Annotated in this window: 9 protein-coding genes; 3 read left to right on the top strand and 6 right to left on the bottom strand. The window is 66.2% G+C overall.

The genetic code is table 11. The features are described from left to right. Positions 1-142: 142 nt before the first annotated feature. Together R2669_RS02910 and R2669_RS02915 are read left to right on the top strand one after the other, a co-directional pair. Positions 143-10,522 carry a LysM peptidoglycan-binding domain-containing protein gene (locus R2669_RS02910; RefSeq protein ID WP_316898457.1) on the top strand — a complete coding sequence of 3,460 codons (10,380 nt, stop codon included), beginning with the start codon at positions 143-145 and terminating at the stop codon, positions 10,520-10,522. Between the two features lie 96 nt (positions 10,523-10,618). After that, positions 10,619-11,134, top strand: coding sequence for a VirK family protein (locus R2669_RS02915; RefSeq protein ID WP_316891415.1), 516 nt, complete (start codon positions 10,619-10,621; stop codon positions 11,132-11,134). A 21-nt stretch (positions 11,135-11,155) separates the two neighbouring features. On the opposite strand, the gene R2669_RS02920 is transcribed toward R2669_RS02915, so the two are convergent. After that, positions 11,156-11,887, bottom strand: a complete 732-nt coding sequence (locus tag R2669_RS02920; protein ID WP_147217347.1) for a Crp/Fnr family transcriptional regulator — start codon at positions 11,885-11,887, stop codon at positions 11,156-11,158. Between the two features lie 245 nt (positions 11,888-12,132). On the opposite strand from R2669_RS02920, the gene R2669_RS02925 reads away from it, so the two are divergent. After that, a complete protein-coding gene (locus tag R2669_RS02925; protein ID WP_316898459.1) occupies positions 12,133-13,215 on the top strand; it encodes an MBL fold metallo-hydrolase in 1,083 nt (360 codons plus the stop codon). 68 nt (positions 13,216-13,283) lie between these two features. On the opposite strand, the gene R2669_RS02930 is transcribed toward R2669_RS02925, so the two are convergent. From R2669_RS02930 to flhB, 5 genes are all read right to left on the bottom strand, one after another. Next, a complete protein-coding gene (locus R2669_RS02930; protein WP_027679301.1) occupies positions 13,284-14,045 on the bottom strand; it encodes an RNA polymerase sigma factor FliA in 762 nt (253 codons plus the stop codon). A gap of 8 nt (positions 14,046-14,053) precedes the next feature. Continuing rightward, the gene (locus R2669_RS02935; protein ID WP_316898461.1) at positions 14,054-14,833 is read right to left on the bottom strand and encodes a MinD/ParA family ATP-binding protein; all 780 of its coding nucleotides are present in this window, start codon (positions 14,831-14,833) and stop codon (positions 14,054-14,056) included. Between the two features lie 13 nt (positions 14,834-14,846). After that, complete coding sequence (flhF, locus tag R2669_RS02940; protein WP_316898463.1) at positions 14,847-16,766, bottom strand: flagellar biosynthesis GTPase FlhF; 1,920 nt, start codon at positions 16,764-16,766, stop codon at positions 14,847-14,849. Next, a complete protein-coding gene (gene flhA, locus R2669_RS02945) occupies positions 16,763-18,880 on the bottom strand; it encodes a flagellar biosynthesis protein FlhA (RefSeq protein ID WP_316876652.1) in 2,118 nt (705 codons plus the stop codon). Before flhA ends, flhF begins: the two co-directional genes overlap by 4 nt. A 464-nt stretch (positions 18,881-19,344) precedes the next feature. Beyond that, entirely contained in the window at positions 19,345-20,508 is a 1,164-nt protein-coding gene (gene flhB, locus R2669_RS02950) for a flagellar biosynthesis protein FlhB (protein WP_316891419.1), read from the bottom strand. Between the last annotated feature and the right edge of the window lie 6 nt (positions 20,509-20,514).

Consider the following 20,514-nt stretch of genomic DNA (forward strand, 5'->3'; position numbering starts at 1 on the left):
AGGGCGGCTTTACGCCAACAGTGCAGGCGCCCTTACGGAAAGTCGGCGTTGTGTGGCATGCGGCGCGGCCCCAGCATGAACCGGTGTGGCGTGCGTTGCAGATGCTCCGAGCGCACCCACTGTTCATCTAGGAACGGCGTGCATGGGACCGAACTGGCCAGACGGCATCAAACCCCCGGATAGCGTTCTCGAGGCGCAACGCGAAGCGCAGGCCGCCTATGCCCGCGCGCAGGAGCAGGCCGCCGCCGCGCAACGGCAAAAGGCGGCCGAAGACGCGCACAAGGCCACGGTCGACCAGCTCGGCAAGCTCAAGCAGGCCGGCAACCCGACCGCGCTGAACCAGGCCGTGAGCGCCGAAATGGCCGCGCTCTACACCCAGGCGCACAACGCCCCCTACAACAGCGCAGACACCAAGCAGTTTGCCGAAGCGCTGGCCCTGCTGCAGAGCGCGCACGACAAGGGCAGCGCCGACACGCTGTTCGCCTCGGCCTGCGCCGATGCCGCCATCGACCGCGCCAACAAGGCCGTCAATGGGCCGAAGCAGGACTACGCGGCCGCCATCCGCTCCCTGGCTGGCGACCTGGACGTCAACCATGCCACGCCGGACGTCCTCAACTTCACGCTCGGCGACACGCGCACGCGCGACATCGCCAACCACGCGCGCGGCAGCTCGGCCGACGACCTGAAGAACATCGCGCAGGCCATCACGCGGCCTGATGCCAATGCGCCGGAGTTGCTGGCCATGCTGGTCGATCAGCAGCCGCTCGAAACGCTCACGAACCAGTCCGTCCGCAGTTCGGACCCCGCCGCAAAACACGACGCCCTGCTCAACGACCTGATGTTCATCAGCCAGCGGCTGCAGGGTGCGCGCAAGACGAGCTACTCGCCCAGCGGCGAGGAGTTGAACGATCGGCTGGCGCAATCGCTCGCGCATCGGCTGGAGAACGACCCGCTGGTCGATTACACCGGCAATCATCTGGACACCGCCGGTGAAACGTTTGGCATCAAGCAGCTCGTTGACAAGGGTGCCGATCCGACGCTGATGTTCAAGGTGGCCGACCAGATCGGCCGCGACGGCCAGGCGGGCAAGCTCAACAGCCGCGTGGAAAGCCTGTTCGAGGGCGGCACGCGCAACATCCTGCTCAAGGAGCTGGCCGGCAAGACGCCCGACAAGCCCATCCAGGCGCCGGTGGCGGCACCGATCAACCCCACGCAGATCCAGCAGATCACCGGCAAGATGCTCAGCAACCTGCCGGGCAATGGCACCACGCTGGCGCCGGGCGTGGACCCGCTGCAATACGCGGCCATCCTTACGCGGCTGCAGGCCGGCGCGCACGTCGACCCGACGGCATTCCAGACCGCGGCAACCGCAGCACAGGAGCAGCTCAAGCCCGAAGACCCGCACATCGATGCAAACCAGCGCACCGACGATGCCATCGGGCAGGTCAGCAACCTGCACCTGTTTGCCGACACACCGGCACCGGCCATCCACCAGCTGCTGGATGCGACACCGGCGCAGCAGGATTCCCCCGCGCTGCAGGCCGATCGACATCAGACCGACCAGGCCTGGAACGACCTCACGCAAGCGCAGATCCGGCAGAAGCGAGCGGCCGACAGCCACGGCGACGTGACGGGCGCCAACCAGGCGCTGGCCACCGCCACCACGGCGTACAACAAGGCGGTCGTCCAGGAACTCAAGGACACCTATCCGCAGATTCCCGGCGACGACCTGCTGCGTTACGGCCTGAACGGCGTCTACCAGAACGACCTGCAGGCCGCCGTGCAGCAGCTTTACCAGCATCACGATGCGCAGGTCCCGCAGTTGTCGGGCACCTATCTGCAGGCGGCCATCGTGACGGAGTTGGTAGACAACACCATGCGCAGCACGCCGCCGGGCCAGGGCGCGGAGGCCCCCGAATACAAGGGGCTGGAAGCGCTCAAGCAATACACGACCGCCATGGGCAACGCGCCGGGCGGCAACACCGTGCGCGACGCCATCCTCGGCGACAGCCGCATCCAGCACATGCGGCAGAACGTGGTGAACACCGTCATCGACCCCGTGCGTGGCGAGCCGCAAGACCGCATCAAGGCGCTGGATCAGATGAGCCACATGCTGTCGTCGTATCTGCCGGTGGATTTCGACCACGCCATCCAGAACGCCGTGGAGAACGACCCGAGCGTGCAGCACATGGTGGACGAAACCGCCCGGCTCACCACCACGCTGCCGCCGGCCGACGGCATCGCGCGCACGGCAGACCTGCTCGACAGCCTGGCCACCACGCCCAACCTGATGGCGCGGCTCTACGCCGTCATCGATCCGCCCGGCGGCAAGCCGCCCTCGCCGATGATGAACTGGATCGCCAACCACCCGCGCGACCAGAAAGCGGTGGATTACTACCGGAACCTCGCGCGCATCGGCAATCGGCTGTTCAACGGCGGGCTTATCTTGGGCAATGGCGAGAACGCGCTGGTGGATGGCTACGGGCGCCTCGTCCACGCATTCCAGCAGCGCCTGACCGGCGACAAGCCCGTGCTGTCGGACTACGGCGGCACCGAGGCCGGCATGCTCAGCGTCGACATGAACCTGATGCCCACCATCAGCAAGGCGCTCGAAGCGGGAGCGCCGCCCAAACTGTTCCTCTCTGCGCTCAACGGCTACAGCTACCGCGACAAGACCGGCGCCATGACGCAAGCGGCCGCCGGCCTTGCGCCGACCGACCGCGTGGTCGATCCGATGAACATGGCGCTCAAGGATGCCAAGGGCGGAGCCGCGTCGGACGACAGTCCTGCCGCCAAGGTCAACCAGTCGTTCTCGTCCGAATTCCAGCAACTGGCCAAGGCCAGCGGCCTCGCCCCGCGCAGCTTCGCCACGTTTTCGGATTTCAGCGATTACGTCGGCCAGCAGGCCGGCGTCAGCGCGCGCACGCCCGTGACCGCCGCCGACTGGCAGGCCGTGCATGACGGCACGTTCCGCTACTACGACCCCAACCAGCTCGTCTATCGCAACCAGGAGGGCAGCGGCACCACGCTCGACGACCTCGCCCGTGCAGCGTGGCAGGCCGGCGGCGGCGACACCGGCCCCGTCACCGTCACGGGCCTCACCTTTGTGCTGGCCGAAGGCAGCAACGACCCGCAGCAATCGGTGCTGCTCGACGTGCGCCGCGACGGCCACGACCGCTACGTCAGCGCGAGCACCGACAAGGCCCACAAGACCCGCGTGTACGACAGCTGGAGCGACTGGGTCAGCAACAACGATTTCGGCATCGGCCAGGTGTCGTACCTCGTGGGCGGACAGGCGATCTTTGACGACCAGGGCAACGCCATGGCGCTGGTGGCCACGCACGAGACCGGCCACGAACCTTGGCTGACGCCCGAGACGGCGATCATGATCAGCGCGGCCGTGGTCTCGATGGTGGCCGCGCCCTTTGCCGCGCCCGAGATGGTGCTGCTGGCGATGGCCGCGCGCGGCACGATGTTCGCCATCGGCGCCATGCAAACGAGCGAAGCCGCCGTGCGCGTGCTGGAACACCCGGGCAACGCCGCGGCTTGGGCCGATGCCGGCTTTGCGCTGCTCATGACCGCCACCGACGGCATCGGCACGCTGGGCAAGATCGGCCGGGTCGGCATGATCGGCCGCACTGCCGACGACGCCCGCGCGCTCGAACGCTGGATGGCCGCACGCCCCGTCAAAGGGTTCGCTGACGAGGTCAACACCTTCGCCGAAGACGTCGGGCGCACGCCGCTGTTCAAGGTCGCCAAATACGGATCGATGGCCGGCATGGGCTGGAACATGATCCAGACCGGCGCGCAATGGAACCAGATGACGCACCAGCAGCGTGCTGTCGCCATCGGCCAGACCTTCGGCTTCCTGGCCGCCGGCATGATCGAACAGCCGGGCGAGGCGCTCATGCTGCGCAAGGTCGCGCGGCGCAACGGCAACGCGGTCGGCACAACGTACGCGCCGATGAACGCCGAGCAGGCGGCCGTCGCCGACGGGTTGCTTGATCGATTGCACCAATGGATGCCCCAGCCTGGAGAACGTCTGCACCCCGCCGTTGCCAAGCTCGGAGCGGACGCACTCGATCATCTGCGCGATGCGCTCGTCGGCAGACAGCTGGACGGACGCGCGTTGCAGACGCTGGGCCAGTTTGCGGCAATGCACGATGAGGCTGCTGTGCTCGCCAACACCGCCGTACCCGTCGCGGCCTTGAGCGGCAACGTGATCCAGCTCGATGGTGACCCGCACGACAAGGCTGCCCATACCGAACCGGAGGTGCTTCCCAGCAATCGGCCCAGGCGCTATGGCACGCCGGGGCTGCATTTCAAGGACCTGGCCGACCCGCGTGTTTCGGCTCGGGAGCGTGTTGCCATCCTCGACGACCTGCACGAGGAGATCAACCGGCTGTATCTGTACGGCGGCGAACCGCACGCGGGCATGGGAATGGTCGTCTCCCGCGCCACGCCCGAAGAAGTGCAGCAGCATGGCCTGGACGCGCGGCAGATCCATCGCAACGTGACGGCCTTCGGCTTGTTGATGCACATGGAGCCGGACGAGTATCTCTATCTGCTCCCGCTGGGCAACCTGCGCCTGCCGGACGAGCCCGTGGCCGGGCGACGTACAGAGAACGGCAGGCCCGTCGCCGACGGCCTGCCCGTGGCAAGCATGCAGCCCGCCAGCAAGATCCTTGGCTATATCCCTTCTACCAGCGCGGGCCAGGGGGCGCCCCGGATCGAACTGAACTATGACCCGGATGGCCCCATGCGACCGTACGACGGCAGCCTCGCATTCCTGCCGAACGTCTACCGTGCCGCTTGCCACGACACGCCGAACATCAATCTGATCGACCCGGAGTTTCCAGACTCCGCGCCGTTCCTGCTGCACTTCCCGCAGCGTCGCGCCAACCTCAGCGGTGTACCCACCGACGTGCCGATTCCGTATGGCAGCCCCGCACCGGGCAAGAGCGGCATCACGCCGGCCTATGTGATTGCCGGCCAGGTCGAACACCACGGCATCTGGCTCGACGTGGAATCGGCCTACGGGTCCATCGAGCACGTCCCCGCAGGCTTGCCGACGCGGCAGACCGACCACGGTCTGCAGGTGCGGCTGGACGGTGTCGCGCTGGCCGAACGGGTGTGGAACGATCCGAACTTCAGCATGGAGACGACGAGCAACATCGTCGTGCTCGGCTGCGATACCCACTCGGGGACAGCACCGCCGCTGCTGGTGAATCTGTCGAACGAACTGTCCAACCGCATACGCCAGCGACGCAGCGCCGACGGGCAGATAGCCGATCCACGCCCAGGTATTCGCGTGCAGGGTCAGGATGGGCTCGACTGGTTGCAGCTTTCCGGCGGTGCACAAGACGGGCGCCGGCAAGTCATCAACGCCCATTTCGATGGGCAGACGCACGGCATCGTGGCACTGCCCGTCATCTCACATGCCGATGCGCTCTATGCCAAGACGAAAGAACGGCTGCGCATGCTGTATGACGGCGATGAGCCTGTCTTTCCCGAGGGCGACAGGATGATGCTGCTGCTCGACGAGGCGCACAGCCAGATCGCGGCGGCAAACGACCTGGCGCAACACGGCACGCCGTCGGGCGCCTACAGGACAGGGAGTGATCCGCTGGAACTCCTGGTGGGCTCGCCCGCATCGCACGTTGCCGATGCAGTCAACCAACGGCCGTTCGCAGACGCCTGCAACCAAATTCTCTCGCTGCTCAATGCGGACCTCCAGTCTTCCGTGCTTCGGATGCGGATTGCGGATGTGCTTGGCAGGGTGGTCGCGCATCCTCACCTCACCTACCAGCGTGAGGTGCCCGCCATGCCGGCGCTGGGCAAACCGCGCCCGGTTACGCTGACGCTCCACACGAAGGGCGCGCCGGACCCGGCCACCCCCGCGGTTCTCGTCAACGGGCGGCCGGCCTACGACTGCACCGCCTGGGACGACCTGCCCGCCCAGCCGTTGCTCGTGAATGCCAGCACCGTGTTCCACGACAACATGCATTTTCCGGCGGGCATGGTCGGTGCGGCATTCGACGGCCACGGCCCCATCGTCAACAGCGCGGACAACGCTCTCCTCACGCCGTTCGACATTGCGCGCGCGCTGGTCGACACGCCGTTCGACCAGATCCGTTTTGAAGGCGCCACCCACACACGGAACGTTGGCGCCGACGGCGCAATGCTCACGCTGCGCCGCGTGATGGAAATGAATCCGGAAATGGAAGCACCTGGGTTCTTCGTCGCGCTCCAGCATGGAGGCGCGATCATGCCGGAAGTGGCGCGCTGGCTGGCCTTCCTGCTCAAGCGCGACAACGTGCGCGTGTTCGGCTTGGACGGCCAGCGCGCGCCGCTGTCCGGCGGCGTCGTGAGAGACCCCGAAACCGGCAAACCGATCAGTGAACGCGTCCGCACGGTGCACGAAAACGGCACCGCAGGGCGCATCGTGCTCTACACCGCCAAGGACGGCAGCGACACACCGGCACTGCCGAGCATGATCAAACCCCGTACCGCCGATATCGGTGCGAAAACCATCGGCGGCATGCGGTACGCCTTGCCGGAAGACGTGCTGATCGTTGAGGGCAAACTGCTCGATGGCGATCTGAATGCGATCTGGCTCGACGGCATCGTTGAGAAAAATGGGCGGACCGAGCCATCGATTTTCTCCAGCACCGAACTGGCCGAGTTGATCAACGCCCGGCTATGGGCCAAAGGTTTCGAGAACGCAGATGCCGTGCCCGTCGTGTTGATGGTCGACAACGGGTTCAAACTCAGTCAGCGGCTCTCCGAGGCAATGCCCAACCCGGTGTTCGCGACCCAACACAAAATCGACCGCTCGCAGATACACAACCCCGACTGCCGGGTCGTGCCCGCGCACCCGGACGACCCCGCGTTCGCAGCTGCCCGTCAGCCTGGGTGGTCGCTGGAGCCAAACGGCCGTGCGTGGCCGCCTTCCGAAGAAACGCCCTGTGTACCGCCCACCGAGGCGTCATCTGAGCCACGAACACCGCAGGCACCCCGAGAAACACCGTCCGACGGAATGCCGGGCGATCCCGACGTCATCGCGCTCGACAGTGGGCGCGATCCGGCCGCACCGCAGGCGGGTTCGTCCACCGGCGGAACGAGCCAAAGCCCTGCCACCCAGCCAGTGCCAGCGGACAAGCCGCTCAGTCGGTTCAAGCGTGTGACGCGGGGTGTGCAGGACCTGCCCGCCCGCGCCGCCGTTGGCGCCATGGCCGGCCCCCGCCGCATGCTCGCCCTCATGCCGATGCGCACGGCGGCGGCGCGCGTGGAGCGCGGCCGCGCGCTGCATGTTTCCGGTGAAAACTTCCACCAGGTCGCCATGTCGCACAGCAATGGCGCGCTGGATAGCACGCGCCATTTCACCTACGCATTTGCCCGCAATGAGAACGGGCCGGATACGCTGCTCGGGCAAGTCGTGTTCGACGATAAGGGTGTGCCGTCCTGGCGTGCCCTGGATGCCGGCAAGCGCCACTTCGACGGGCTGGTCCCCATGGCGGACAGCCCGCTGGGCGCACAGACCTCCTACACGCCCGAAACCCTGTTCGTGGTCAGCCAGAGGCCACCTGCGGAAGTGGCCATCGATCAGAGCCTCAAGGAGCTGGGCCGAAAGCGCACGTATCGCGGCGCGGGGCTTGCCGAGTCGGACAAGGCGTCGGTGCGGCCGGAACTCGCCGCCATCGTCGAGACCGCAGGCACGCAGGGCAGCAAGATCAAGGAGCGCGGGATCCGCAACGTCGATGCGCCGGGGCTCGCCGCCGTCACGAAGCGCTCCCGCCAGAACAGCGATCTTCCGTTGCCTGCGCGCATGCGACGCACGTTCAAGGAATCGTTGTTCGTGATGCGCGACTACCCAACCGTGGGTCTGCTGCGCGAGCAGACAGCGCTCAAGCTGCTGGAGAACGCATGCAAGATGCTCAGCGTGCCGTTCCCGCGCAAGCTTGCCCAGCACTTCAGCGTAGCCAGTACAGCCGACCGCCGCGCCGTACGCGCCTACCTGAACCTGCCGCACAAGGAACAGGATCTGGTCACGCTGGCCGCGCGCACCATCTCCCCCTCGAACATCGAGACTGCCGGCGAAGCGCTGCTGTGCAAGAACATCGGCGTGATCACCGAGATCCGGGTGGTGGCAGCAGAAAGCATGTTGTCGGCTGCCGGCCTGGGGCGTCCGCTGCCGCACGTGCGCCGCCTGTGGCAGGCCGCAATGCGCGAGCACGGCGAAGTCTCGTTCGATGAGAACGTCGGCGGCCTGGTCAACAAGGACGGTGTGATGGTCGTCGCGCTGGACTGGTTGAACCAGGACTCCGTCAACAAGATGTTGGACTTCTCGGCCAAGACCGGCGCGCAGGTCACGCTGTGGATGGACCCGGCCAACATGCGCGTTGGCACCGACGGACGTCCGGTGCCGGGACCGAATCGCCCCATCAACATGGTGCGGTTTGGCAAGGCCTATGAAGCATGGATGCTCGACAACCCGGGCAAACACCCTACGGTGAACGTGTTTGGCACCGGCAACGACAACGTGCTCGATCCGGTGGAGGGCATCGCTTCGCTCAAAGTCGCTCGCACGCTGCTCGACAGTCCGTACATGACCGATGTGCACATTGCGCTCGACGGCACCTCGGACTACACGCGCTCGCAGGAGCTGACACGGGCCACGGCCGAGTTGATCCTTGAGAACGACAACTGGAAGCGCATCCACTTCGATGCTGCGCTCGGACGGCCGTTGAACCGCCTGACAAAGGAGGACATGTCGATCCTCTACGAGCCGCTGATGAATCAGGTGCGCGAGGTCATTGACGAGCGCAACCTGCAAGTCAAGTTCGAAGAGGTGCGTCGCGCGCTGTTCGCAGAGAACACAACCCATCGGGTCGAACAAGCGAAGTACAGCACGATCCAATGGGCGCGCTCGCATCGCGATGCACTCGGCGTGCAGTCCAACCCGCGTGCGGACGCCCATGCGCAGCGCTGGCTCGATCAGTACGGCGATGGTGTGCAGCGTCGCTACGTGGCCCCGGCAGAACCTGCTCACGATGCCGTCCTGACCGACTGGGACGGCTTGATGACCGACCCCGAACTTGACCCGGCACGCTACCAGCAGCACCGCGACCTGACACCGATTCCCGTGGCCGAAGACGATGCCGACGCCATGCTGCGCGCGCTCGGCTACGGCCCGATGCGCGCGCCGACCAAGCTGCTGCAACGCACCGATGCGCCGTCCGCCTATGGGTCGCTCAACCAGCGGGCGCTGCTGCAGATCGGCAAGGCGGTCGCGGCTGGCGCAGGCGGTGCCGCCCTCTCTGCCCTGCTCGTCAGCCTGGGCAAGGTGGACTTGCGCGATTCGGCCTCACTGGCGCGCGCGCTGCCGGCCTTCGGTCGCACGGCCCAGCAATGGCGCGCCATCCTCAGCTCGAGCATCCAGCGCGGCGATACCGCGATGATCGAAAACAAGCTCATCGCGTATTACGCAGGCATCGAACGCTATGCCAAGGCACGTGATGTCTCGCCGGAGCGCCTGCCCCACATCCGCGCGGTCATGGAAGAAACGCTGGCTGCGATCGGCATGCTGCGCGACCGGGCCAAGCCCGGTGCGCAGCCCCGACTCAGCGAGGAGGAGCGCGATACCCACATTGCGCGCGTCACGTCCACCTGTTTGCAACTCGTGGACGGTTACCTCGGGCTGCCCGCATCGCAGATGCACTTCATGCATTCGGGCGTGCGGTCGGGCCAACTTGGGCGCCTTGCATCCACCGTAGGCGGCGTGGTGGGCGTTGGTGCGTGGGGCGGCATGATGCTCGAAGGCTTTGTGCCTCCGGCGCTGGCCATCACCATGATGGCGGGCAGCACCCTCAACGCGTTCTATCACGGCCTGCTGCGCTACAGCTTCCGCCGCGGCTTCGACTTCAACAACAGCGATGTCGTCCGCTCGCTTGTGCACGGCGCGTACACGTTGTCTTCCACCGGCACCATCGTTTCGGCGATGACGCACCCGCCAAGCGTCGCCGGGGCCGTATCGGTGGGCGGTTCGGTGATCTACCTGATGTCGACGCTCAAGGCCGTGGTGCCGAACTTCATGCCGGGCGTGATCCGCGCCAGTGCGGGCCTCACTGCCTTGGCTGAAACCACCGCGCTGATTTCAGCCTGGATCAACTCGGGGCAGGGAGCACAACCCGTGCAGCCCAATCAGCCGCCCCAACAAACCGGCCCGGCACAGCCACCGCCCCATACGCCGGTCCTTCCGCCGCCTCCTGTCGTGCCGCCGGCACCCGTTACGCACCTTGTGCCCGCCGTCACACACGACGTACTGGCCGGCGAGTCACTCTCGCGCATCCTGCGCAACGAGGCGGACCGCGGCACGATCGTGGTCGGCCCGACGTATCGGGAATTGCAGGTCGTGATCGACGAGGTTGCGCGACTGAACCAGCTTGCCAATCCCGATCTGATCCATATCGGTCAGAACCTGATCATCGTGCCGGCGCATCAGGCGCCGGGGCCCGGCTGAGTGCGTGCGTGTTGCCGCGTCTACGCGCCCGCGTAGTCGCGCACGCGCATGCGCGACCCTACGCTGCACATTCCCCTTCACTACGGAGCACGCTCCATGTCGACCCATCACGCATTCCGTTCCCTTCAACCTGCCCTGCGCACTGCGCTGATGTGCGCCGCCTTGACGGCGTTGACCACTGCGCCGCAGCTCGCGCAGGCGCAGGTGGCGCCGCGTGTGGCGGTGTCGCATTACGACGTCCTGCGTACAGAGTTGTTCTCGGGCATTCCGGTCACGGCGGTCTTCTCGCCGTCGCAATGTCCGCATGGACAAGGCGCCGGCGCCAAGGCACCCGCGCCGGTCGTGCACGGTGGTTTTGCGGTGCGCGACTTCCTGGAGGTGGAAGGCAGCAACATCGGCTTCTCTAACCAGCATCTGACGCTGCGCCCCGACGGCACGCCTGTGCTGGAACTCGCGCAGTACCGCGTGACGCCCGACGACAAGGCCACGGTAACCGTCTCGTTTCTTTCGCCGCTGACATATCAGGCGGTGTCGGCGCCGCAGACGTTCCAGTGCGCGATCGGGGCGGGCCTGGACTTTTCGATTGGGCTGGCAGGTCTGCTGCGGCGGTAAGCGGACGCGGCCTGCGCGCGCTCACCCCTTGGCGATGTCGCGCAGGCCGGGCAGGTCGAGCAGTTCGATCTCGCCATAGGCGACCTTGAGAATGCCGCGTGCCTGAAAATCCTTGAGCACGAGATTGACGGTCTGGCGTGACAGCGCGAGCAGCAAGGCAAGCTGCTCCTGCGGCACGCGCAGCACGCGGCGGGTGCCGAGGCGCAAGTCGCCGTAGCCGGCGGCCATCAGCAACAGGCGTCGCGCCACCCGCACTGAGGCCGGCAACAGCGCCGTTTCTTCAAGCACGGAAAAAGCGAGGCGCAGCTTGTGCGTCAGCAGCAACGCAAAAGCGTGCGTGTGCTGCGGCGCACGTTCAAGCAGCTCCATCAACGCGGCTTGCGGCATGTGCAGCAGCACCGTATCGCCCTCGCCCCGGGCATCGTGTGTGCGCGCCTGGTTGTCGAACACGCCGATCTCGCCAAACCAGTTCACGGGCTCCAGCACGGCCAGCAGCGCCTCGCGGCCATCGGCCGTGGTGGCACGCACCCGAATGCCCCCTTCCACCACGCAATACAGCCCGTCGGGCGGGTCGCCGCGGCGAAACAGCACCTCCCCGTCGGCCAGCCTGCGCACGATCGCCATGTCGATGAGGATTTCCTGCAAGGGCTTGCCCAGACCGCCAAACCAGTTGCTGGCGTGCAGGCGGTCTCGGTACAGCGCGGCTGAGAGCGGGCCGGGCTGTGGATTGCTTCGGGCGGGGGCGGAATCCATGGGCGCGGGGCAGTGGAATGTGGCGGATGCGACAGGAGGGAGACACGAATGCGTTGTGTGCGCCACCATCCGGACGCAACGACACGCTCAACGCATGGCACTGTCTACGACTGGACGATGATAACGACGGCACCGCCAGGACGTCCACGCCGTACTTGCGTAAGCTATGCGGCACCAGGGCATCCCTTCAGGCGGACCGCCCCGCCAACACGGAACGCCGCGAAACACCACGGAACACTTCGCCCATGAAGAATCCCGACTACAACCCCGCCAAGCCGCACCACACGCCGGACGGATTCCGCAACCGCTATCCGCACCCACGCCCTGACGCCGATTTCTGGCAATGGCAACGGGAGCGCCGCCGCCTGAAGCTTCCCAAGCCGCCCACGCAAGACCTCTCCTGCATCGCGCCCAACCTCGGTGCCATCCACCAACCGCCCGAAGTTCCGCAGCTCACCTGGATCGGCCACGAAACGCTGCTGCTGCAGATCGACGGGTTGAATGTGCTGACCGACCCGGTCTTCTCCAAGCGCGCCTCGCCGCTGCCGTTTGCCGGGCCGCGCCGCCATCAGCCGCCAGGGCTGTCGCTCAAGCAGTTGCCGCATATCGACCTGGTGCTGATCTCGCACAACCATTACGACCACCTCGACCGCGCCAGCGTGCGTGCGCTGATGCGCCAGCCCGGCGGCGCCCCGATGTTTTTCGTGCCGCTGGGCATCGACCGCTGGTTTGCGCGCAACGTGCGCGGCACACGCCTTGCCGGTGACAACCCCAACGTGCGCGCATTCGACTGGGACGACGAGGCCCGCTTCGGCCCCTTCACCGCGCATTTCTGCGCCGTGCAGCACTGGTCCGCACGCGGCCTGTACGACCGCAACCACACGCTATGGGGCAGCTGGGCGCTGCTGCATCCGCACCTGCGCTTCTGGTTCTCGGGCGATCTGGGCTATTCGCAAGACACGCGCGACATCGGGGCGCGCTTCGGCCACTTCGATGTGGCAGCCATTGCCGTGGGCGCCTACGAGCCGCGCTGGTTCATGAAGGCGCAGCACATCGACCCGGCCGAAGCCGTGCAGGTCATGCAGGACATCGGCGCCCGGCAGGCCGTGGGCATCCACTGGGGCACGTTCCCGCTCACGGACGAAGCGCTGGATCAGCCCATCACCGATCTCGCCCGCGCGCTGAAGGCGGCCGACATGCCCGCCGAGCGCTTCGTTCTCTTCAAGCATGGCGAGACCCGCGTGTGGGATGCTGCCGCCTCGCGGCTCGTGACCGACGTGCCCAAAGAAAAAGCGCGGCCGCGAGATGACTCGCTGGCCGCGCAGTAAGAAACTGGCAGGTCAGGCACAGACCCGGCGTCGCTCGCCATTGGCAGCGGCGCCCGGTTGATATCGGATCAGGTCGGCGTCGGCAGCCATGCGCGATCGCGCAGGCGCGAGCGGATGCGGGCGATCGCCTGGCTGTGGATCTGGCACACACGCGATTCCGACACGCCCATCACGGCGCCGATTTCACGCAGGTTCAGGTCCTGCTCGTAGTAGAGGCTCATCATGAGCTTTTCGCGCTCAGGCAGTGCCTCGATGGCGGCCACAACCGATTCGCGCAGGTCGTGGTCCAGCAGCTGGTCCAGCGGCGTGGCGTCGTTCTCGGGTGCGCGGTTCTCGATGAAAGCGTCGGCGTCTTCGCGGTCGAAATCTTCGTAATACAGCAGCTGGCTGCCTTGCAGGTCGACCAGTTGCTTCTGGTATTCGGCCAGCGACATGCCCAGCGCTGCGGCAATCTCGGTTTCGGTGGGTGCGCGGCCCTTCTGCTGCTGCAGTTTCTGGATCGCCTGCTCGATCGTGCGCGCATTGCGGCGCAGGCCACGCGGCAGCCAGTCCGAGCCGCGCAGTTCGTCCAGGATGGCGCCGCGGATACGCTGGGCCGCGTAGAACTCGAACTGCACGCCCTGCGTTTCCTCGTAGCGCGACAGCGCATCGAGCAAGCCCATCATGCCGGCTTGGATCAGGTCGTCCAGCTCAACGCTGGCCGGCAGCTTCACCATCATCTGGTTGGCAATGCGACGTACCAGCGGTGCGTACGTGGCCATCTCGTCGGACTTGGTCTTGCGACCGGTTGCGGTGTACATATCCATGCCTGCCTTTGACGCTTCGTTCATGCTGCGCCTCAATAAACCAATTCGGCCGCGCGTGCGGTGGCGCCCAGCGTCGGAGTCGAGTTCGACATTGACGTTGCCTGCGCCGATTCATCTGCCGGCTGTGCCGGTGCCCGCGCCGACATGACCACCCGCGACGGCGCACTGCCATCACCGGCTTGGGCCTCGGCGCTGGCCCAGCTCAACATTTCTTCGGCAAGCTGGCGGAAGGCCATGGCCGAAGGCGATGCGGGAAACGCACTCGCCACGGGCTTGCCGAGCGAGAGCGCGAGTTCTACGTGCCGGTCCTCAGGGAGGTAGCCGGCGAAATCGATTCGGGTGTTCAGGTACTGGCCCACGGTGTTGGCCAGATTGCCGAACACGCGCACGGCGGAGTCCACCGAATGCGCGCCGCACACCACGGTGCGGATGCCGGCGCTGCCTTGCAGCACGGCGGTTTTCTTGAGCAGCGTGTACGCGCTCTTGATGCCTTCCGGGCCATCGGAGAAGGTCAGCAGCACGTCGTCGCAGACTTCAGCCACGGTGCTCAGCGCCCGGGTGCCGAAATGCGCGGCCACGAGCGTCACGTCCGCCGTCTCGTCGTACTGCTCGAGCACGCCGGGCATGGCGAGCATGGTCTGGGCGTTCACCACGGCCGTGTCGCGGCCCATGGCGGACAGCGCGATGCGCAGGTTGTCGACAAAGTCATCGACCTGCTCTTCCGCACCGATCACCAGCACACGGCGGGCAGCGGCATGACCGAGCATGCGCCGCAGCCCTGCGGCTTGATCCTTGGCGAATGGCGTCGTCATGGTCGCCCCCTTGTCAGGCGAAATCGAAAGCGGCCAGGCCAGGTTCGCGGTTACCTGAGTTACGTAACACCGCGCCTTGCGCCACGAGCAACGATTCATCCGAATCCAGCGTGAACGACGACTGCTCCGCACCGGCCCGGAACGAGCGGTGGATCAGCAGCTTCTTGTTCGGCACCGCAATGTCTTCCGGCACACGCTGGCCGTACGACACGTAGTGCAGCGGCAGGCGGCGGCGGATCATCACGTCCATCGCGTGGCCAACCGAGGCAGCCTCGTCGATCTTGGTCAGGATGCAGCCGGCCAGGTTGGCGTCGCGGTAGGCACCCACCACTTCATCGAGCGTCTTGCCGTTGCTGGCAGCGTTGAGCAGCAGCAGGCGCTTGATCGACGGGCCCACGGCATGCAGCATCGCCATCTGTTCGGACACGGCGCGGTCGCGCTGGCTCATGCCGATGGTGTCGATCAGCACCACGTGCTTCTCGCGCAAGTCGTTCAGCGCCAGGCTCAGGTCTTGCGCGTCTTTCACGGCATGCACCGAGACGCCCAGGATCTTGCCGTAGATGCGCAGTTGTTCATGGCCACCGATCCGGTAGCTGTCGGTCGAGAGCAGCGCCACGCGCGATGCGCCATGGCGCAGCACGAAGCGCGCGGCCAGCTTGGCGGTCGTGGTGGTCTTGCCCACGCCGGTCGGGCCCATCAGGGCAAACACGCCGCCCTGGTCGAGCAGGCTGTTTTCATCCGACACGGTGGTCAGGTTCTTTTCAATCGCGCGCTGCACGAAGTCCAGCGCACCTTCATACGAGTCGTGCTGCGGCATGTTTTCCAGCACGTAGCGCGTGAGCTGTGCCGAGAACCCTGCGTTGAGCATGGTCTGGAACAGGCGCGTACGCACCGGGTCGCCCAGCTTCACGCCCAGCGAGGCGAGGCTCGACATGGCGTCGTTCAGCGTGCTCTTGAGCGTTTCGATCTCGCCGACCATGCGGCGGGTCATCACGTCGGTCTCGGCGCGGATGCTTTCCTTCACGTCGGCCTGGATGGCCGAGCGCTGCAGGCTCACGTCGTCACGCGGGGCTTCGGGCTTGGCCATCGTGTCCTCCACGCGGACGAAAATGTCGGACGTCTTGTCTACGTCGGCTTGCGCTTCGATGCGCGCCTTCACAGGGGCTTCGGCCTTCTGCTGTTCTGCACGGAGCGTGCGTGCCTGGGCTTCCACGCGTTCGGCAAAGCTGCGCAGCGACACCGGGCGGTCATCCTGCTCGCGTGCCTGTTCACGCGCCTGGTCGCGACGGGCGGCAAAGCGGGCCGTCGATTCCATCTCCGGCTCGTCGTCTTCCACCGCGGTGCGGCGGGCGATGAACTGCGCGGTGCTGGCCAGGGCCTGCGCTGCGGACTGGGCCACCTCGGCATTGGCGCGGTCGAGCGACAGACCGGCCAGCATGCGGGTGGACGCGGCCAGTGCGTCTTCTTCGCCAAAGGCCACGTCGTCGTCCACGCGCGTTTGCAGCGTGCGGCCGGCCGGCTTGGCTGCCTGGGCGACCGGAGCCACCGGGGCTGCCGGTGCGTCTTCCTGTGCGGGGGCGCGGCGCGAAGCAATGAAGCGGTTACGCAGACGGGCCAGCGCGTTCGGTGCCGGGGCCTCGGCCTGCGGGGCCTCTGCAGCGGGTGCCTGAGCGGCAACGACGGCTGCGGTTGCAGCGGCAATCGGTGCGGGCTCGGGAATCGGGGCCGGTGCCATCGGACGGCGCTGCGCCGTCTTGGGCGCCGACGACTGCGTGTCGACCAGCGCATCGACGTGCGAGTCGCATGCGGCGATGATCTCGATGCCGCCCGGAATGGCGCGGTTCGACAGGATCAGAGCGCCATCGCCCAGTTGGTCGCGGACCTTGCGCAAGACGTCACGCGACGTCAGTCCGGTAAATCGATGCATTTTCATGCGCGGCCTCCAAGCATGGCGACAACCTTAATCGTTCGGTGATCTGGAATTTCTGCGTGCGACAGCACGCGCAGGTTCGGTGCGGCACGCTTGAACAGGCGTGCAAGCATCGGGCGCAGTGCGGGCGGTACGAGCAGGACGCCCGTCTGACCCATCTGTTCGTGCTGCCGCGACGAATCCGCTGCCGCTTGCATGAGCGAGTCAGCCAGTTGCGGTTCGATCGGGCCGGCGTTAGAGCCAACGACGCTTTGCAGCAAGATGTTCTCCAGATTCGGGTCAAGCGTGACGACCTGCATTTCGGTCTTGTTCGGGAAGAGCTGCTGGGCAATCGCCCGGCCCAGCGCCACACGCACGGCGGCGGTGAGTTCGGCGGGGTCTTGCGTCCTGCCTCCGTGTTCCGCCAGCGTCTCGACGATGGTGCGGATGTCGCGGATATGCAGGCCTTCGTCCAGCAGGTTCTGCAGCACCTTCTGCACGGTCGCGACGGGCAACAGCTTCGGTACAACGTCTTCGACCAGCTTCGGTGCTTCCTTGCCCAAATGATCGAGCAACTGCTGCACTTCCAAACGGCCGAGAAGCTCGGTGCTATGGGTGTAAATCAACTGATTGACGTGGGTGGCGATGACCGTGCTGCAATCGACCACGGTGTAGCCCTCGGCCTGCGCACGATCGCGCACATCGGCGTTGATCCACATGGCCGGCAGGCCGAACGTCGGGTCCACGGTGGGCGTGCCGGGCAGTTGCGTGCCCAGGCGACCACCCATGCCGCCATGACCGCCCAGGCCGTCCTGGCCACCCGGATTGATGGCGAGGAACTTGCCCTGCTGCACTTCGCCGTGGCCGATTTCCACACCCTTGAGCGTGATGCGGTACGACGACGGGCCCAGCTCCAGGTTGTCGCGGATATGCACCACCGGCGCCAGGAAGCCCATGTCCTGCGTGAATTTCTTGCGGATGCCCTTGATCCGGCGCAGCAGCTCGCCGTCCTGGCTCTTGTCGACCAGCGGGATCAGGCGGTAGCCGATTTCCAGGCCCAGCACGTCGACCCACGACACGTCGTCCCAGCTCGCCTCGGGCGTATCCACCGGGGCAATCGCCTGCAGCACGGGCTCGACCTCGGGCACTTCGCGCTTCTTCTTGAGGTACCAGCCCAGATAGCCCAGACCGCCGCCAAACAGCACGAACGGGATGTGCGGCATGCCCGGCACCAGGCCCAGCAGGCCCAGCACGCCGGCGGTCGTCATCAGCACCATCGGCATGGCAAACAGCTCACTCGACAGTTGCTGGCCGACGTCCTTGTCGGTGGAGACGCGGCTGACCATGATGCCCGCCGCGGTGGAGATCACCAGCGCCGGAATCTGTGCGACCAGGCCGTCGCCGATGGTCAGCAGCGTGTAGTTGGTGGCGGCGTGGCCCACGTCCATGCCGTGCTGGAGCACGCCCACGGCCAGGCCGCCAACGATGTTGATCAGCAGGATGGCGATACCCGCCACCGAATCGCCGCGCACAAATTTGCTCGCACCGTCCATGGAGCCGAAGAATTCAGCTTCCTGCGCGATGGCCGTGCGGCGCTTGCGGGCTTCGTCTTCGCGGATCAGGCCGGCGTTCAGGTCGGCGTCGATCGCCATCTGCTTGCCGGGCATCGCATCGAGGGTGAAGCGCGCGCTGACCTCGGCGATGCGGCCCGCGCCCTTGCTGATCACCATGAAGTTGATGATCACCAGGATGACGAACAGCACGATGCCGACGGTGTAGTTGCCGCCCACCAGGAAGTGGCCGAACGCCTCGATCACCTTGCCGGCGGCGTCGGGGCCGGTATGGCCTTCCATCAGCACCACGCGCGTGGACGCCACGTTCAGCGACAGCCGCATCAGCGTGGTGATCAGCAGAATGCTCGGGAACGACGAGAAATCCAGCGGCTTGAGCGTGTGCATGCTGATCAGCAGCACGATGATCGACAGCGCGATGTTGAAGGTGAACAGCAGATCCAGGATGAACGGCGGCAATGGCAGCACCATCATTGCCAGGATCAGGATGATGAGTACCGGGCCGGCGGCGGAGCGGTAGTCGCCCTTGCGCAGGATGTCGGTGACTCGGAGCAGTGCGGCGTTCATTGGCGGGTCGTGCAGCGGGGGGCTTTTCGATGGGTGCCATCTTGCCGTGGGGGCTGCCAAATCGAAGACGTGAGAAAGCCGCCCAAAAGGCGGCTTTTCTTTGAAATACCCTCCCGCCGGGGGGTGCGGAAGCGGCCATTGGCGCCGTCTGCCTGGTCAAGTTGCGCGCCAAGTCAGGCGCGCCCAAACCTCAAACGCCCGTCCGCCACGCAAAAAGTGTCGAGCGCGAGGCTTTTTGCTCGGCGATCCGAGCTCGGAGCTCGACGCGTGGAGCTTTTTGCTCGGCGGTCCGAGCTCGGAGCTCGGCGCGTGGAGCTTTTTGCTCGGCGATCCGAGCTCGGAGCTCGACGCATGGAGCTTTTCGCTCGGCCATCCGAGCTCGGAGCTCGACGCGTGAGGCTTTTTGCTCGGCGATCCGAGTTCGGAGCTCGACGCGTGAGGCTTTTTACTCGGCAAGCGACGGTTTAGGCGTCTTCCGGCTCGTCGTCCGGGCCGGGCTGCGGCCCCGGGTCCATATCGGCGGGCACCGGCAGGTCGGTCGGGCGCACCGGCACACGGCCGCCGACCTGATGCAGGCGGCGCAGCTGGTAGACATAGGCAAGCACCTCGGCCACGGCGGCGTACAGCGCTTCGGGAATCTGGTGGCCGATCTCGGTATGGCGGTACAGCGCACGGGCCAGCGGGGGCGCTTCCAGGATGGGAATCTTGTGCTCCGTCCCCAGCTCGCGAATCTTGGCTGCGACCATGTCGGCGCCCTTGGCCAGCACACGCGGCGCGCCGCCTTCCTTCTCGGAATAGCGCAGCGCGACAGCGTAGTGCGTCGGGTTGGTGACGATCACATCGGCCTTGGGCACGTCGGCCATCATGCGGCGCTGGGCGGCCTGGCGCTGCAGGTTGCGGATGCGGCCCTTGACGTGCGGATCGCCTTCGGACTCGCGGTGCTCCTTGCGCACTTCTTCCTTCGTCATGCGGTGCTTGCGCGCGTATTGCCACAACGAGAGCGGCACATCCACGGCCGCCACCAGCATCATCACCGCCGCCATGCAGAGGAACGCCACGCCGGCCACGTGCAGGGTGTCGCGCATGGCCACGCCCAGGTCCTGCTGCGGCAGTTCGATCAGGTCACCCCGGTAATACCGGACCAGCAGCCAGCCCACGCCGGCAATCAGGAACAGCTTGATCAGCAGGCGGGGCAGCTCCATCAGCCCCTCCAGCGAAAACATGCGCGTCAGCCCCTGCAGCTTGAACAGGCGCGAAATATCGGGGGCCAGCGGTTTGAACGAGATGGCCCCGCGCGTGAGCGCCAGCGGCGACAGCGCGGCAATCACCAGCATCAGCATCAACCCGCCCAGCGCCATCGCCAGCGGCATGAACTGGCCCGTCACGTAGTTCCACTGGTCCTGCCCGCTGGCGTAGTTGTAGCGGTGGAACTCCAGGCAGCGCGCCAGAAACGACGAAGCAGCCCGCACGATCGAGTCGCCCATCACCCACAAACCGCCCGCGGACACCGCCGTGAGGGCGAACGAAGCCAGTTCCCGTGATCTGGGAACGTCGCCTTCCTCGCGCGCCTGCTCGAGGCGCCTCGGAGAGGCTGGTTCGGTTTTTTCGAGATCGCTTTCTTCGGACATGCCGGG

It is taken from the genome of Ralstonia edaphi (genome assembly GCF_958350185.1).
GTDB classification, from domain to species: domain Bacteria; phylum Pseudomonadota; class Gammaproteobacteria; order Burkholderiales; family Burkholderiaceae; genus Ralstonia; species Ralstonia edaphi.

Excerpts from the sequence above, each read along its gene's own strand:
- R2669_RS02910 (WP_316898457.1), top strand. The coding sequence starts at position 143 with ATGGGACCGAACTGGCCAGACGGCATCAAACCCCCGGATAGCGTTCTC.
- R2669_RS02915 (WP_316891415.1), top strand. The coding sequence starts at position 10,619 with ATGTCGACCCATCACGCATTCCGTTCCCTTCAACCTGCCCTGCGCACT.
- R2669_RS02920 (WP_147217347.1), bottom strand. The coding sequence starts at position 11,887 with ATGGATTCCGCCCCCGCCCGAAGCAATCCACAGCCCGGCCCGCTCTCA.
- R2669_RS02925 (WP_316898459.1), top strand. The coding sequence starts at position 12,133 with ATGAAGAATCCCGACTACAACCCCGCCAAGCCGCACCACACGCCGGAC.
- R2669_RS02930 (WP_027679301.1), bottom strand. The coding sequence starts at position 14,045 with ATGAACGAAGCGTCAAAGGCAGGCATGGATATGTACACCGCAACCGGT.
- R2669_RS02935 (WP_316898461.1), bottom strand. The coding sequence starts at position 14,833 with ATGACGACGCCATTCGCCAAGGATCAAGCCGCAGGGCTGCGGCGCATG.
- flhF (WP_316898463.1), bottom strand. The coding sequence starts at position 16,766 with ATGAAAATGCATCGATTTACCGGACTGACGTCGCGTGACGTCTTGCGC.
- flhA (WP_316876652.1), bottom strand. The coding sequence starts at position 18,880 with ATGAACGCCGCACTGCTCCGAGTCACCGACATCCTGCGCAAGGGCGAC.
- flhB (WP_316891419.1), bottom strand. The coding sequence starts at position 20,508 with ATGTCCGAAGAAAGCGATCTCGAAAAAACCGAACCAGCCTCTCCGAGG.